8 protein-coding genes are annotated in these 16,929 nt (G+C 34.6%); 4 read left to right on the top strand and 4 right to left on the bottom strand.

The window, feature by feature from the left end; genetic code table 11:
- Window positions 1-37 precede the first annotated feature (37 nt).
- Both APR43_RS05865 and APR43_RS05860 read right to left on the bottom strand, forming a co-directional pair.
- On the bottom strand, window positions 38-1,768 hold the full coding sequence (locus tag APR43_RS05865) for a glycoside hydrolase family 43 protein (RefSeq protein WP_053470724.1): 1,731 nt from the start codon (window positions 1,766-1,768) through the stop codon (window positions 38-40).
- A 643-nt stretch (window positions 1,769-2,411) separates the two neighbouring features.
- Window positions 2,412-3,446, bottom strand: a complete 1,035-nt coding sequence (locus APR43_RS05860) for a hypothetical protein (protein ID WP_053470723.1) — start codon at window positions 3,444-3,446, stop codon at window positions 2,412-2,414.
- Between the two features lie 352 nt (window positions 3,447-3,798).
- On the opposite strand from APR43_RS05860, the gene APR43_RS05855 reads away from it, so the two are divergent.
- On the top strand, window positions 3,799-4,641 hold the full coding sequence (locus APR43_RS05855; RefSeq protein ID WP_053470722.1) for a helix-turn-helix domain-containing protein: 843 nt from the start codon (window positions 3,799-3,801) through the stop codon (window positions 4,639-4,641).
- A 15-nt stretch (window positions 4,642-4,656) separates the two neighbouring features.
- Here the strand turns inward: APR43_RS05855 and APR43_RS05850 are convergent, their stop codons facing one another.
- A complete protein-coding gene (locus APR43_RS05850; protein WP_053470721.1) occupies window positions 4,657-5,214 on the bottom strand; it encodes a cupin domain-containing protein in 558 nt (185 codons plus the stop codon).
- Between the two features lie 18 nt (window positions 5,215-5,232).
- Entirely contained in the window at window positions 5,233-6,243 is a 1,011-nt protein-coding gene (locus APR43_RS05845; RefSeq protein WP_088636395.1) for an NAD(P)/FAD-dependent oxidoreductase, read from the bottom strand.
- Window positions 6,244-6,552: 309 nt separating this feature from the next.
- On the opposite strand from APR43_RS05845, the gene bglX reads away from it, so the two are divergent.
- The 3 genes from bglX (at window position 6,553) to APR43_RS05830 (ending at window position 16,922) form a co-directional block, all read left to right on the top strand.
- Window positions 6,553-8,832 carry a beta-glucosidase BglX gene (gene bglX / locus APR43_RS05840; protein ID WP_053470934.1) on the top strand — a complete coding sequence of 760 codons (2,280 nt, stop codon included), beginning with the start codon at window positions 6,553-6,555 and terminating at the stop codon, window positions 8,830-8,832.
- 393 nt (window positions 8,833-9,225) lie between these two features.
- Window positions 9,226-13,377 carry a hybrid sensor histidine kinase/response regulator transcription factor gene (locus APR43_RS05835; RefSeq protein ID WP_053470933.1) on the top strand — a complete coding sequence of 1,384 codons (4,152 nt, stop codon included), beginning with the start codon at window positions 9,226-9,228 and terminating at the stop codon, window positions 13,375-13,377.
- Between the two features lie 440 nt (window positions 13,378-13,817).
- Complete coding sequence (locus tag APR43_RS05830; protein ID WP_053470720.1) at window positions 13,818-16,922, top strand: SusC/RagA family TonB-linked outer membrane protein; 3,105 nt, start codon at window positions 13,818-13,820, stop codon at window positions 16,920-16,922.
- Window positions 16,923-16,929: the final 7 nt, after the last annotated feature.

The following is a 16,929-nucleotide window of genomic DNA, read 5'->3' as shown; positions in this document are numbered from 1 at the left end:
AAATTTGTTTTTGGTTTGAAGATTTAAAAATGAACAACTATTCCGGATGCGCATCATTGACAACCGTAGCATATAAACCGATCAATGCTCCGGTAAAACCTCCGGCGACATTGGTTGAAAGAATATCTCCGGAAACTGCTCCGCCTAAGTTTTCAAAATTAACGCCGTTGACAGCATAACTAAATTCATAGCTGTCTCCTTTTGCTTTAACCTGAAGGCGTAATGAATTTGTTATTTTGATTTTAGAACTTGCTATAATTTTTGACTGCCCTTTTTCTGTTCTTTCTAATAAAATAAAAGTATCATTTCCTTTTTTTGTGATTCCAAATACATAATTAGAACGTTCACTCTGAAGGCAGACAATACCGGCTAAATCCTTTTCTGACTCTGGTTTGTAATCAACCGCGGCAGTAAATGAAAATGTGTTGTGCTGCTGTCTGTAAAAAAGTGTAGAAGTGGGTTTAACCTCTTTAATGTTTACTTCAAATGGAGTTATTTCTAAGCCTTTTTTACTCTGAGAAATAAAGTTTTCGCGCGGACCCCTTAATCCAATCCATCTGTAATCTAATTTTTTAGAGGTGAAATTTTCGGTAAACGTGAAATTTCCGTTCGGAAAAAAACCATCTTTTCCTGTTTTATTTGTAACTCCTGTCGGCATTTTTAATTTTGGCTGCATTGGAATTAATCCGTTTTCAAAAACAGGAAAATCGCCCGACCAGTTTACAGGCAGTATAAAAGTTTCTCTCCCTGTATTTACCCTGTTTTGATTATTTGGGCGAATGCCTAAAAAAACGCCATAATATTTATTATTCGGACCTTGAATTAAATCAGCATGACCCGTCCAGTCTACTTTATTAGTTCTGTCATTTGGAAAATAACGCTGCGTAAGTATCGGATTATTTGATGACGGTTTGAAAGGCCCTTTCGGAGTATCACTTATAAAAATAACTTCGCTGTGGTTGTCTCCTGTTCCTCCTTCGGCACACATTAAATAATATTTTCCGTTTTTTTTATATAAATGCGGTGCTTCAATCCAGATTGGTTTTTTAGAAAGATCTACTCCTCCGTCTACAATAATTTTATCCGTTCCGGGGATTACTTTATCTGTATTGAGATCATATTCCCAAACTTTTATAACACGATGTCCTTCATACAATTCTTTTCCTTTATCCGGAGCATCATTATGAACAATATAACCTTTGCCGTTATCATCAAAAAAAATGGAAGGATCAATTCCGCCAAAGCCTAATTTTATAGGACTTCCCCAGCCTTTCATAGGATCTTTTGTCTTCACAATAATATTTCCCAGTCCGCCGGAAAATGCGGTCACAATCATATAGAAGGTATCATTATGCGGATTATAAGTAATTCCGGGAGCATAAACGCCTTCGCTGATTCCGGTATCATGCGGATTAAACTCTGAAACATTATTTAAAACTCCGCCCAAATCTGTCCAGTTTACTAAATCTTTAGAGTGAAAAATAGGTACACCGGGAAACATGGCAAATGAAGAACAGACCATGTAATAATCATCGCCTTTTTTTGTAATGGCAGGATCAGGATAACAGCCTTGTAAAATTGGCGTATAAAATTCATCCGGTTGTAATGGATTCTCATTATAAACCTGATCGTCACCAACATAACTAACATTAGAAAAAACAGCGGTTTTTTTAGACTGTGTTTTTTTCAGATTCGTGCTTTGAGCTGTTCCTTCAAAAAAACATAAAAATAGTACTGCTGTCAAAAAAAAGATATTCCTTTTAATCATTTTGTATACTCTTTATTTATTAGAAAATATTAAAAGCCGGGAGAATGCCTCCCGGCTTCAACTAACAAACTCAAAACCAGTATAAGGTAACTGTAAGATTAACACTCATTACTATAATTAAATTTGTTATATAAGTTTAAATAATGCCTGAATTTTAATAACCGCTCTTCAACGATTTATGATAAAAATGTTAATCCTAAAATTGATTTAAATGAAGTCAAATATCAACTTATTCAATAAGTGTATTTGAAACAAATATAACAAAAAACAAATACAACACAATCGGTTGTGTAATATTTATATTGATAATATCAAAAAAAATAGCTGTAAAAAAAATATTAATTAAATTTTATAGCCACAATACTAAGTTTTATTTAAAAAAAGTATTTGTAAGAAGTAAGATGATTATTAAATGTAAAATGATTTGCTATAAATTTTAAGAAAAGAATAAAACATTAAAAAAATATTACTTTCTTGAAAAACGAAGTAAAACACATTTAAAATATAAGATAGAGGTAAATTATCTATTTTACAATAATCTTTGAAAAGTCCTTAAAGCATAAAATAACTTTCCAAATCCATAAAAACAAGACAAAAAAAAGCTCCTGACACAGCAGGAGCTTTTACTTGGAAGATGGTTTATTTACTTACACTTATATTCAATACTTAATTTCACAGTCTGGTTATGAGGTGTCGTGGTAATGATCTCAGCACCAAACAAACCATTGGACTTCCGTCTTGTAATGTTTTTTAATACTGCTTTTTCAAACGTAGGAAACCCATCGGCGTCATACTCGTAAGAATAATCAATGTTCGTTGTATCACGTGTTCCGTAGCGGTGGGCAATAATTTCAATATTTTTAAGCATATTTTTGCTGGCACTAGCTTCATGCACCTGAAAATACTGCGCAATGTAATCTACAGACTGGTACTGCAGCGTAGGGCTCTGCGCAATATTGGCCAAAATACGCAGTCCTAAAGGGCCGTCAAAAATTGGCTTTACTTTCATTTCTTTATCCTCATACGTATATTTATAATCTGCGTTGTAGTATTCCTTGGAATCATTGTCAAACAAATTTTTGGTTGTCTTTTTACTCAGATTACCGTTAGTGAATTCATAGGTATTACTCAGATCCATACCATTATCATTGCCTTCTTTAAAAGTGGTAATCTTGCTCAATTGTCCAGCTGCGTCATACTCCGCATTGGTGTAATACACCAGTTTACCCTCTGCATCATACTCTGATTGTTTGCTTAACTGATCCTTAGTATTATATTCCAAGACATAATGGCCATCAGCCTTGTCTGCAGTTGACTTGTTTACCTTCTCGGGTTTGCCCTGTGCATTATAGCTAACCGTATAAACTGTCTTAATCGGCGGATCGGAAAGTTTTCTGTCATTGACCATATTGGTTGTAAATTCAACCACCTGATCCTTATCATTGTACTTCACATCGATTTTATGAAGACCGTAGATAATCTGGCTTGGCTTCTTTTTGCACGCCAGCGGATCAGCAGCGGGATTGTTTATCGGCTCGGCTGGGGTCGTAACTTCTTCCTTTGGATCCGTTTCGGCATCAGAAGGTTCACTGCTGCAGGCCACAGCAAATAAAACACTGACAAAAGCTGCAGCTAAAAAACGAAAAGAAAATAAAGAGATTTTAAAGGTTGTTTTCATACAGGTATTTTTTTAGATTTTTTAAAGATAAATTCTGAATTTTTCATTGTAATTTTAAGGGCCTTTCGGGTTTTACAAAAAACTTCGGCAGCAGATCATCAAGCGGCGGTGGTCCCAATGGAATTTTTATCATCACAGGCCGGACAAAAAAAGAAGTCCTGATAAAGGAAAATGGCAGTGTTTTCATTAGTAATAATTTAGGTTTTAACTTTTAATGCATGCAAATCTAAATAGGGATTCTGCAAAAAGAGTGGGACATATTTCTCAAAGACTTGACGAATTTTCCCAATTTCATTTTTTTGAACAGATTATCAATAGTTTTGCAGCCGCAGCACCAATAATCCATTGATATATGCAGCTTATACACCATTGTCCAAAAACCAAAGCCAAACTGATTTTTACACATCAGGAATCCACGCCATCTTATTTCAATAAAAATGGACTCAATGAAGACTTATTGCTCACCATTGCCCTTAATGGGGAACAGTCCCAGCAGATTGTAATTAATGGGGAACTTCATCAGTTTCCTCCTTATAGTATTATACCGTTGGTTTCTGCTCAGGATTACAGTTTTGAAAAACCGGAGCAGATCACAGCCTGGCAGTATTCAAGAGATTTTTACTGCAATGTGGACAGCAATTTTGAAATCAGCTGTTTTGGTGTGCTGTTTTTTGGTTTTAGAGGAAATCAGTTCTTAAGTCTAAAAGAAGACTGCCGGGAAAAATTCAATGTATTAAAGCAGCTCTTTATTGAAGAATTTCAAACCATCGACACCATTCAGACCGATATGCTGCAGATGCTCCTCAAAAGACTTATCATTTTAACTACACGGCTGGCCAAAGAACAGTATCTGGCAGGGAAAATTTATGAGGAAGAAAAATTTGATCTTATAAGACAGTTTAATATTCTGGTCGATAAGGAATTTAAAAACCAGCATCAGGTACGTTATTATGCAGGTCAGCTTCACAAAACACCCAAAACGCTTACCCGAATTTTTAATGGATTTAATTACAGCTCCCCGTCAGTCATTATTCAGGACCGAATCATAATGGAAGCCAAACGGCTTTTTACCTATACAACGCTTTCTATTAAAGAAATAGCTTATGAACTGGGTTTTCGCGATGCAGGGCATTTCAGCCGATTTTTTAAAAATGCCACTAACCTGAAACCTTCTGATTTCAGGAAGCAGCAATAAGTAAAGGCGCCGGTTTTATTTCTCTATTCCGGAATACTTTTTATAGACCGCTCTATACCCTAAAATACGCCCAAGGGGTGCAAGCGCATTCACCAGAGCGTTCTGAAGTCCCAGGGGAACATCGGCCAGCACCCTTTTACTTTCTATGTACTTCAGCAGTACCATCTGCTGCAAAAAACCAATTTTTCCTTTTCTAATTTTACCATCACAGCTGAGCCCGTGCAGGGTTTCCAGCAAATAATCAAAGTCCAGCGCCGGAGAAACAGTCTGGATAAAAATCACTTTGCCCAGATGATTGTTATAATGATTGTGCGGACGGTCTTTTGGAAAAAAACGTTCTCCACCCGGATAAATAATTATTTTCTCTCTCCTGTCTATAACTGTCAATTTACCGGACAGTACCTCAAAAAACTCATCCTGCACGGTATGGATATGATCTGGCATCCTGACTCCCTTTGATTTCAAAGTAACCATCACCTTGATATAATTCCCATTGGTATCGGCAGCCGTTTCTAAAAATTCGTAAGTATCACCCGTGTGAGGATTCTCAAGTTTCTGACCTTTACTTGGCATAATCGTAGTCGATATTAATTAAAAAGTATCATCTGTAAGTTCTTTATTGATCATAGCTCCTGCTACCGTGCCAGACGCAACAGCATTGGAAACAGATCGAAGCGGATTTGCACTGTCACCGCATGCAGATATACCATATACAGACGTTTTCTGAAATTCATTAACTTTTATAAGTCCCTGAGCCGTGAAATCACAGCCAAGAGCTAAAGGCAGTACACTTTTCTGTACAAAAGGCAGCTTGGCATATAAAACTTTCAAAGGATAGTCTGTTAAATCCGAAAACACAATATGTTCCAGATAGCCTTCTTTATGTTCAAAATAAGCAATTGGCTTTTCAATAATGCTAATATTATATGATTGTAATTTTTGCATCTGAATTGGTGTAAGCGTAGAAGGACCATTGGTAAACAAAATCAGATCCTGTGTCCAGTTCGAAATCATTTTGGCGAATTCAAATCCCGCATCCCCATTTCCAAGAATTCCTGTGGGTCTGTTTTTAACCTCGTATCCATGACAGAAAGGGCAATGAATTATAGATTTACCCCAACAGGCTGAAAAACCATTCAATTGAGGCTGAATATCCCTAATCCCGCTGGCAAAAATAAGCTTCTTGGCTTTAAATATAATTCCTGAGAGCATACAGACTTCAAATCCGCCGCTCACCTTGCTGGCCATCACAGCCTCTCCCTCATGAAACTGCACAGTTTCGTATTTTAAGACTTCATCTTTACCAAGAGTTGCAATCTCTTTTGGCGCTTTACCATCCTGAGTCAGGAAATTATGTGAATGCGGCGTCTGTATATTACAGGGATAACCGCTGTCAATAATTAAAACCTTTTTGAGCGCCCTGCCTAAAGCCATCCCTGCAGATAGTCCGGCATAACTTCCCCCGATAATAATAACATCAAAAAAAGAAACATCCTTCATAGTATATTGTTTTTTAAACGAAACCAAACTCAAAGGCAGCATTACTGCACCCAGCGCAAGCCCTGTTTGTTTTATAAATATTCTTCTCGATCTGGTCTTCATAACAGTATCGTATAATGTATTGGTGGTAACGCTGGCAAATTTCAAGAAATAAAAAATCTGAAAAAATGGATATATAGCCTAATGTCTTGACAATATGGGACACCGATATTTTAATCGAAGAATGGCTCGTGATACTTTTAGAATCTGTTATTGATACAGCTCTCTTTACTGCTTATTTGATCAGAAAAGAATACAAATACATCATTTCTATCATATAATGCTTCAAATCTATTATTCTAATTAATACTGCAAAAACTACATTTACAACCTTGTATTCAAACTATCTAGTATAAAACCAAAAACACAATGATGAAAAAACAAATTAAAAGATATGCATTTTTAGTGCTGATCGTTTATGGAAACAGTTATGCTCAAACCAAAAAACATATGGATGCTAATAAACCTATTGAAGACCGCATTACACTTTTGATGAAAGAAATGACATTAGAAGAAAAAGTTGGACAAATGAACCAATACAACGGTTCATGGGATGTTACCGGACCAAAACCGGAATCTGGATCTAATGAAGAAAAATACAACAATATAAAAAAAGGATGGGTTGGTTCTATGTTAACCGTTCGAGGCGTTAAGGAAGTTCGAGCCGTACAAAAAATTGCCGTTGAAGAAACCCGTCTTGGGATTCCGTTACTATTTGGTTTTGATGTAATTCATGGTTATAAAACCCTAAGCCCTATTCCGCTCGCAGAATCTGCAAGCTGGGATTTAGAAGCCATTAAAAATTCGGCTCGTGTGGCTGCGCTTGAAGCTTCGGCATCTGGATTAAACTGGACTTTTGCGCCAAATGTAGATGTTGCCAATGATGCACGCTGGGGACGCGTTATGGAAGGCGCTGGCGAAGATCCATATTTAGGAAGTAAAATTGCAACGGCAAGAGTAAAAGGTTTTCAGGGCGAAAAATTCGATAATAACTCCATTATAGCTTGCGCCAAGCATTTTGCCGCGTATGGTTTTGTAGAAGCCGGACGAGAATACAACAGCGTTGATATGAGTAATTCAAAGCTTTATAATACGGTGTTACCGCCTTTTAAGGCAACTGTTGATGCGGGAATCCGCACTTTTATGAATTCCTTTAATACGCTAAATGGAGTTCCTGCAACGGGAAATGTTTTTTTACAAAGAGATATTTTAAAAGGTGCCTGGGGATTTAAAGGTTTTGTTGTTTCTGACTGGGCTTCTATAGGCGAAATGATTACACACGGTTACGCTGCTAATGCCGCCGATGCTGCTAAAAAAGCAGCCATTGCAGGTTCTGATATGGATATGGAATCTAATGTTTATGTGACGGAATTGGCTAAACTAGTAAAAAACGGATTGGTTAAAGAAAGTGTAATTGACGATGCCGTACGCAGAATTCTTCGTGTAAAATTTGAATTAGGTTTGTTTGACAATCCGTATAAATATTGTGATGAAGACCGTGAAAAAGCAAACATTGGCAGCAAATCTAATAATGACGGCGTTTTGGACATGGCAAAAAAATCAATTGTTTTATTGAAGAATGATAAAAACATTTTGCCTCTGAAAAAATCAGGCGCTAAAATCGCTTTAATTGGAGCTTTGGCAAATGATAAAAACAGTCCGCTGGGAAGCTGGAGAATTGCTGCTGATGATAATACCGCAGTATCTGTTTTAGAAGGAATGCAGCAATATAAAGACAACTCATTAATTTATGAAAAAGGAACTGATGTCGCTGTAAATAAACAATCATTTTTAAACGAAGTACAACTTAACACCACTGATTTTTCTGGATTTGAAGCTGCAAAAACAGCTGCAAAAAATGCCGATGTTGTCGTAATGGTTTTGGGTGAAATTGGTTTTCAAAGCGGTGAAGGACGAAGCAGAACTGAATTAAGCTTACCTGGAAATCAGCAGCAATTGTTAGAAGAAGTTTATAAAGTGAATCCTAATATCGTTTTGGTTTTAAATAACGGACGTCCGTTGAGTATTCCGTGGGCAGCAGAACATATTCCTGCTATTGTTGAAGCGTGGCATTTAGGAACTCAAACCGGAAATGCAGTTGCACAGGTTTTATACGGAGATTATAATCCAAGTGGAAAACTGCCAATGTCATTTCCTAGAAATGTAGGCCAATGCCCTATTTATTACAATTTATACAATACCGGAAGACCTACAGATAAAGATCAAAATGTTTTTTGGTCGCATTATTCAGATGTGGAGAAAACACCTTTATATCCTTTTGGTTATGGATTAAGCTATACTTCTTTCGCTTATAAAAATCTAAAAATTGCAAAAGCTTCTTTCCAAAAAGGAGAAAAAATCGAGGTTTCTGTTGAAGTTACTAATACCGGAAATTTTGACGGAAAAGAAGTTGTTCAATTGTATATAAACGATCCTGTAGCAAGTATTGTTAGACCTGTAAAAGAATTAAAAGGTTTTGAACTTATCGAATTAAAAAAGGGAGAAACTAAAACAATTCATTTTACTTTAACCGATAAGGAATTAGGTTTTTATGACAACAATGGAAAATTTTTAGTTGAACCGGGCTTGTTTAATGTTATGGTGGGCTGGAATTCAAATGAAGGACTTACGACTAAATTTGAACTAAAATAATTAGAAAAATCTGTTTTTATCAGCGTTTTCGCTTTAGCGAATCAGTAAAATCAGCGTCTAATTTTGACGCGGATAAAACAGATTTACTTCGTAAAGACGCAGATAAAAACGGATTTAATTAACAATAATTTTATTTTTTAAAAGCTTAAGCCAATGCCATTGTCCGAAGCATCTGGATTTATTCTTAAGCAAACAACCTAATAACCTGAGTACGATAATACCTTTTTAAGGTTATTAATCGGCTCAGGTTTTTTTGGTGACAGGCTAAATTTCTATAAAAAAGTAAAGGTTCAATTTAGTTTTATTAATATTGTTTCGTATATGCTTAAAATAAAATCAATTGCAAATTTTATTTTCAATTAAAATTGACCAATAACCACATTAAAAATGCAAATGAAAAATATCCAATATATTCTTGTATGCTTCTTTTTGCTTACAAACTGCCTGTTTTCACAAGGCAAATTTGACAGCTATCAATTTAGAAGCATACAGGAAACTACTTCAAAAAGAGCTGTTTCTTCTATCATTCAGGATAACAACGGTTTTATCTGGATAGGCACAAACGGCGCTGGTTTATACCGATATGACGGCGTAAATTATTTTGGATATAAATATGATAAAAAACCCGGCTCTGTAAACAGTAACTTTATTTACACCACTTTTATAGATTCTAAAAATAACCTTTGGGTCGGTACAGATGAAGGTTTATGTTTGTACAACAGGGATTTAGATAATTTTACCAAAATCAATATTGAAGATGTAATACGAAAAGGATACAGCGAACCTATTACCGTAAAAACAATTATCGAAGATAATAACGGTAATTTATTCTTAGGCGCGTACGGTTTCGGATTATTCAAATTGGATACTAAGACTTTAAAAGTAACTTTAGTTCAGTCAAAAGTTTTGGAAAAACCTAATTTTCTAATAAAATCTTCGGTAAAAAATAAGCAGGGTATTATTTATTTAGGAACCAGTTACGGCCTTTTAGAAATTGATTTAAACGGAAAAGTAAAACAGGTTTATAAAGATAAATTTAAAAGAGAACCTTTGCTCGACGATATAGAAAGTCTTGTTGTAGATCAATTTGGATATATCTGGCTGGGAACAACCGAAAACGGACTGATAAAAATTAAACCGGAAACCGATAATTACCAATTTGAAAAATACGCGATTACCAAAAACAAAATCTTATCGATTGTAAAAAGCAGTCTGGATTACATTGTTTGCGGTACCGAAAATGACGGATTACTAGTTGTAAATTATAAAGGGCAAGTACTTAAAAAATACCTGCATAGCAAATACAATAGTTTCAGTTTACAATCTAATTCTGTCTGGTCGTTATACGAAGACAAAGAAAAACGACTTTGGTTAGGCTATTTCAATAAAGGACTTGGTGTTTTTGATAAACCTAATAACAAATTCAATTCGCTTGAATCACTTGTTAATAATGATAATTCTTTACAAACCAGCTTTGTAACTTCGGTTATAAAAGATAAAAAAGGAAATTTATTAATCAGTAATGAAGGCGGAGGACTTGATATTTATAATCTTACCGATAAAAGCTACATTCACGTTAATCAAAACAATCAAAGTTATTACTCTGGTTTAGATGCTATTGACATTCAAACGATATTTATCGACAGCAAACAAAATACCTGGATAGGAAGCTGGGATCGCGGCATTTACTTTTTAAAAAATGGCACTACCCGATTCGTAAATTATAATACTTCAAATACAGGATTAACATCCAATCGAATTTTCAGCTTTTCAGAAGATTCAAAAGGCCGAATCTGGATTGGAACTTTCATCAAAGGACTTCATTATTTTGACAATAAAACCAACACATTTGTGCATTGCGACTCTAAACCGTTTGCCGAAAATGCTTTGGATAACGCTTTTATTCGTAAAGTTTTTGTAGACTCCGATAATGTGCTTTGGGTTGGAACAATTTTAGGATTGTATCAGGTAAATTTAAAAGACGAATCGAATTTTAAAGTCACCAAAATGCGCGATGCCATGTTTAGTGGCATTAATAAACACAACAGTATTCAAAGTATTTTATCTATTTATGAATCTAACGATAAAACAATTTGGTTAGGAACTGACGGTCAGGGATTGTTTAGTTACAATAAAAAGAATAAGACATTTTCTAATTATGATGATTTTCCGGGTTTTAAGGAGAAATCAGTTCGTGCGATAATTTCAGACAATAACGGTTCTTTATGGGTAAGCGGCGGATCTGGTTTAACAAAACTCGATTTTAAAAATAAAAAAAGCACCAATTTCAATAAAGATGATGGTCTTATTGATAACGATTTTAATAATAATGCCGTTTTTAAAGATGGAAATGGAGAGTTGTATTTTGGAGGTTATGAAGGCGTAAATTATTTCAATCCCAACGAAATTAAAAAAGCCGAAAAAGCCCCAAGATTGTATTTCAGTGATTTTAAATTATTCAACCGATCTGTAAAACCAAATGAAGAAGCTTCGCCGTTGACCAAAGTAATTTCGCAGACTAAAGAAATTACACTCAACTACACACAATCGGTTTTTACGATTGAATATGTGGGAATTAACTACAATTATTCTAAAAAAAATCAATACGCTTATTATCTGGAAGGTTTTGAAAAAGACTGGAATTATGCCGGAAATAACAGAACGGCAACCTATACAAACCTTGCGCCGGGCAATTATACTTTTAAAGTAAAATCGGCAAATGCAGATGGTTCCTGGAGCAATAATCAATTAGAATTAAAAATAAAAATCCTTCCTCCGTGGTGGAAAACCATTTGGGCTTATTTGATATATGCCGCTATTTTAATTTTCCTGATTCAATATATCAATAAAATTTATCAAAATCGTTTTAAAGCGAAGCAGGCTATTATTTTAGAAAAGGAAAAAACCATTCAGTTAGAGAAATTAAACAATAAAAAATTACAGTTTTTCACGAATATCTCGCATGAGTTCAGAACACCTTTAACGCTGATTATTAATCCGCTGGAAGATATTTTAAAGAGTAAAAAAATATCTCCTGAAATACATAACAAATTAAAAATCGTACACAAAAGCTCAGACAGACTTTCCAGACTGATTAATGAGCTTATGGATTTTAATAAATTAGAGTTCAATAAAATTTCGCTTCAGGCAAAGAAAATTGAAGTTGTTGCTTTTACAGAAGGAATTATTGGCTATTTTAATGAAGAAGCCGCTGCCCGAAACATTAAAGTAAATTTTGAATCATCACAAGATGAACTCGAAGACTGGCTCGATCCTAAAATGCTGGAAAAAATACTCTTTAATATTATTTCAAACGCATTCAAATTTACACCTGATAATGGTTCAATAACTATTGCTATAGATACATCTGAAACAGAAAATGCTTTGATCATTTATGGAGAAAAAGTGCCTTCATTTTCCATAACTATTACAGACACTGGCTCTGGAATTCGTAAAAAAGATTTAAACAGAATTTTTGACCGTTTTTATCAGGTTAATAATGTCAATAAAGATTATTACGGCAGCACCGGAATTGGTTTAGAAGTCGTAAAACAATTTATTGAACTTCATAAAGGAAAAATTGAAGTGGAAAGTGAAGTTGGCAAAGGCACAAAATTTAAAGTAACATTTCCTTTAGGCAATTCTCTTTATAAGAAAAATGAAATCGTTAATGAGGTTTTCAAAATAGAAAAAAACAAAAACCAGTTTTTATTTGAGCCTGTTAAGAATCAAACAGACGAAGATGATTTTACAACCGAAATCATTGATAATGCTGCAGAAGAAACAACAAAATCATACACCGTTTTAATTGTGGAGGATAATCCTGAATTAAGAAATTATCTAAAAGAAGAATTAAGCAAATCATACAAAGTAATTACTGCCGAAAATGGTAAAAAAGGCTACGAATTAGCGGTACAGAAATTACCGGATTTAATTATTACAGATGTTATTATGCCGGTTATGGATGGGCTGCAATTGTGTAAAAACATCAAAGGAGATTTAAAAACAAGTCACATTCCGTTGTTAATGCTGTCGGCAAAAGCAATGGTAAAAGATCGATTAGAAGGAATTGATTCTGGTGCAGATATGTATTTGAGCAAACCATTTGAACTGGATATTTTAAAATCAAGTCTGGCGCAGCTTATTACAAGCAGACAAATTATGTTTAAGAAATTTTACAGCGGAATCACCAAACAAGGAAAAGATAAAACAACATCGCTGGATAATGATTTCATTCAAAAAATCCTGCATTTTATTAACGAAAATATCAGCGAACCAGAATTGACGGTAGAACTTTTATCTTCAAAAATTTACTTAAGCAGAAGTCAGCTGTACCGAAAAATAAAAACATTAACTGGTGTTTCTGTAAACGAATTTATTCGAAATGTACGATTGGAAAAAGCAAAACAGCTTATTGAACAAGGAAACAATAATATTAATGAAATAAGCTATAAAGTTGGGTTCACTTCTCCTTCCTATTTTGCCAAATGTTATAAAGTTAAATACGGTCATTTACCGACTCAGGAAAAAAAGACAAAAGAATAAACTATACAAAAACTAATTACTAAAGAGCTTCGGTTTAAAACTGAAGCTCTTTTTTTGTCAGTCAATTTTTTCAAAAATCACAGCTTTTGACTTCCAATAAAAATCAACATATCAAAAATATTCCTGTCCTTTTTTAAACAAACACTATTTTTTAAGTGAAAATTTTAGCAATACCTCAGCGCTGGTTTTTCTGCTGAATGTGCTCATTTCGCTTATAATAAGGGTTCAGATACTTTTTTTGCATCATTTGTTGCACAATATGCAACATCTGTTCTACAATACAACACCTCTACAATTTACTTTCGTTAAGAAATATTTAAGAAAAAAAATCTTCCTGCCAAAACTCAAAACAATCAACCGGCAGAAGATCAAAATTTTAAATGTTTTTCTAAAACTTAACGATTAACTAATTATTTCAATTAAACTAACAACCAAATTTTATGCAGAAAAGAACATTAAAAAAACTATTGTGTTTAATAGTATGTATGTGGGGAAATTTTTTCTACGCACAAACTGTTAAAGGTAAAGTAACATCTGGCGGAGCCAACCTTCCGGGTGTTAGTGTAATAGTACAAGGAACAAAAAACGGAACCGTTACCGATTTTGACGGAAGCTTCGTTTTAAACAATGTAGAACCAAAAGCGTTGCTGCTTTTTAGTTATGTAGGATATAAAAATTTGTCAATTCCGGCAGATACAAAAGCAATTATGCAGATCACGATGGTAAACGATCTGGAGAAATTAAATGAAGTAGTCGTAATTGGATACGGAACTTCAAAACGAAAAGATATTAATGGAGCCGTTTCTTCTATCAAAGCTTCGGAAATTCAGGACAAGCCTTTTGTCTCTATCGATCAGGCGCTTGTGGGTAAAGCTGCGGGTGTAAATGTTACTCAAAATTCAGGAACGCCTGGAGGAGGAATTTCGGTACAAATTAGAGGGATTACTTCTATTAACGGAAATGAACCTTTGTATGTTATTGACGGAACTCCGGTTTTTGCAGATAAAAACAACGAAACCTTTTCTTTCAGCGCTTTAGGCGGAGGAAACGGACAAACTAAAAACTCGGCTTTGTCTGGTTTGAATATTTCTGATATTGAAACTATTGACATCTTAAAAGATGCATCGGCAACGGCAATTTATGGTGCAAACGGAGCAAACGGTGTGGTTTTGATTACAACCAAAAAAGGAAAAAAAGGGAAATCAAAATTTGCCTACGAAACCTATTTAGGAACTCAGGAAATAACCAATACGGTTGATGTTTTAAACTTACCTCAGTATGCTAAATATCAGGCGAAAATTTACAAATTAAACGGTGAGCCTGTTCCCTTTCAATATCAAAAACCAGATTTATTAGGAAACGGAACAAACTGGCAGGACGAACTTTTTAGAACGGCTACCATGTACAATCATCAGTTGTCATTTTCGGGAGAAAAAGAAGGAACACGTTTTTATACTTCTTTAAACTATTTTGATCAGGAAGGAATTGTTTTAAATTCAGATTTCAACAGATTATCGATGCGTTTAAATGTTGATTCAAATGTAAAATCATGGTTGAAAATCGGTAACAGCTTATCGGTAAGTAAATCGTCTCAGCAAGTAGTTCGAAACGATGACCGAGGCGGTTTAGTTATGAACGCTTTAAGACAATCTCCAGAATTACCGGTTAGAGCTGCAGATGGATCTTATGCTGGACCAACAACAGGTTTAGGATCTTCTGCTAATGAGGCAACTAACCCAATCGCTTTGTCTGAATACAATAATTCAACTACAGAAAGATTTAAAATCAACGGAAATTTATTTGCAGATTTTACGCTGATTAAAGGTTTGGTTTTTAGAACAGAGTTAGGATACGATTTAAACTTTTCAAAAAGTGCCACTTTTGCCCCAAAGTATACTTTAGGAAATGTGTCTGAACTTTTAAACAAATCTTTCAAACAACAGGATCAAAGTTATTACTGGAACATCAAAAATTATTTAACCTATAATAAAACCATAAACGACAAACATAATTTTACTTTCTTATTAGGTCAGGAAGCGCAGGAAAGTCGATATGAATACATCAGCGGTTACAGAACCGGAGAGTTTTTAAATAAAGATTTTACCAACTTAAACATTGGTGATATTGATACGGCACTGAACGGAAACGGTTCTGGAAGATGGTCTATGTCATCTTATATTTCGAGATTAAACTACAGTTTTTCTGATAGATATTCTTTCTCTGCTTCTTTAAGAGCCGATGCTTCGTCAAACTTTGGCCCAAATAATAAATGGGGTTATTTCCCATCATTTTCGGGAGGATGGACCGTTAGTAACGAAAAGTTCTTTGAGCCTTTATCAAACAGTATTAATTACTTAAAGTTTAGAGCAGGTTACGGTTTAGTAGGAAATCAAAATATTCCGGCAAACAGATACCAGACTATTCTAACATTGCTTTCTTCTCCTTTTGGAGGCGTTTCGCCAACAATTGACAATTTAGGAAATCCTGATATTAAATGGGAATCTCTTAAATCTTTCAATGCTGGTTTTGAATTGGCAATGCTGAACAACAGAGTAAAATTAGATTTTGATTATTACATTAAAAATTCATCAGATTTCTTAACTAAACAAATCAATGATGAATCGAATCAAAGTGCTCTTAATTATTACCTGAATACAGGTGAAATTGTAACAAAAGGAATTGAGCTTACGCTGAATACAAGAAATATTTCAACAGAAAACTTCAATTGGGACAGTACGATTATCTTTTCAAAATACAATAACGAATTAACAAGCTTCCAAGGCGAAGGAAAATCATTATTAGGAAAAGTACAATTTGATTTATATACCGTTACCAGAACTACAGAAGGTGAACCAGTTGGACAATTTTACGGATATGTAACAGATGGTTTGTTTAAAAATGCTGCAGAATTAGCTGCAGGGCCAGTTCAGGAAACAGGAACCGGAATTGGAGATATTCGTTTTAAAGATCTTAACGGCGATGGAAAAATTGACAGTAAAGATCAAACTGCTATAGGAAGTGCAATTCCTGATTTTACTTATGCATTTACCAATAATTTTAAATACAAAAACCTGAGTTTATCTGTTGTTTTAACCGGAAGTCAGGGCAACCAGATTTACAACTTTACACGTCATTATACCGATGGAATTTATCCGGGATTTGGTGATAGATTCGGAAACGTAAGCACTCAGGCCATGCGCGCTTTTGAACCGGGTGTAAACGAAAATACAGATGTGCCGAGAATTACACTTAACGATCCAAATGGTAACGGAAGAATTTCAAACCGATTTGTTGAAGATGGTTCTTATTTAAGAATTCAGAATGTTTCGTTGAGCTACGATTTACCAAACAAAATATTCGACAACTCTTTTATTTCTAAAGTAAGATTGTATGTAAACGTTCAAAATTTATACACGTTTACAAAATATACCGGCTTTGACCCAGCTCTTGGAAATTTAGATCAGAATATAACCTTAAGCGGAATTGATTTAGGACGTTATCCTGTACCAAGAACGACTTCTGTTGGAGTGAATTTAGAATTCTAAGATTGAT

Origin of the sequence: Flavobacterium sp. NLM (assembly GCF_002210235.1) — a bacterium.
GTDB classification, from domain to species: domain Bacteria; phylum Bacteroidota; class Bacteroidia; order Flavobacteriales; family Flavobacteriaceae; genus Flavobacterium; species Flavobacterium panici.
Note: the sequence above shows the minus strand (reverse complement) of the source record. Positions and strands in the feature narration are given on the sequence as shown.

Excerpts from the sequence above, each read along its gene's own strand:
- APR43_RS05865 (WP_053470724.1), bottom strand. The coding sequence starts at position 1,768 with ATGATTAAAAGGAATATCTTTTTTTTGACAGCAGTACTATTTTTATGT.
- APR43_RS05860 (WP_053470723.1), bottom strand. The coding sequence starts at position 3,446 with ATGAAAACAACCTTTAAAATCTCTTTATTTTCTTTTCGTTTTTTAGCT.
- APR43_RS05855 (WP_053470722.1), top strand. The coding sequence starts at position 3,799 with ATGCAGCTTATACACCATTGTCCAAAAACCAAAGCCAAACTGATTTTT.
- APR43_RS05850 (WP_053470721.1), bottom strand. The coding sequence starts at position 5,214 with ATGCCAAGTAAAGGTCAGAAACTTGAGAATCCTCACACGGGTGATACT.
- APR43_RS05845 (WP_088636395.1), bottom strand. The coding sequence starts at position 6,243 with ATGAAGACCAGATCGAGAAGAATATTTATAAAACAAACAGGGCTTGCG.
- bglX (WP_053470934.1), top strand. The coding sequence starts at position 6,553 with ATGAAAAAACAAATTAAAAGATATGCATTTTTAGTGCTGATCGTTTAT.
- APR43_RS05835 (WP_053470933.1), top strand. The coding sequence starts at position 9,226 with ATGAAAAATATCCAATATATTCTTGTATGCTTCTTTTTGCTTACAAAC.
- APR43_RS05830 (WP_053470720.1), top strand. The coding sequence starts at position 13,818 with ATGCAGAAAAGAACATTAAAAAAACTATTGTGTTTAATAGTATGTATG.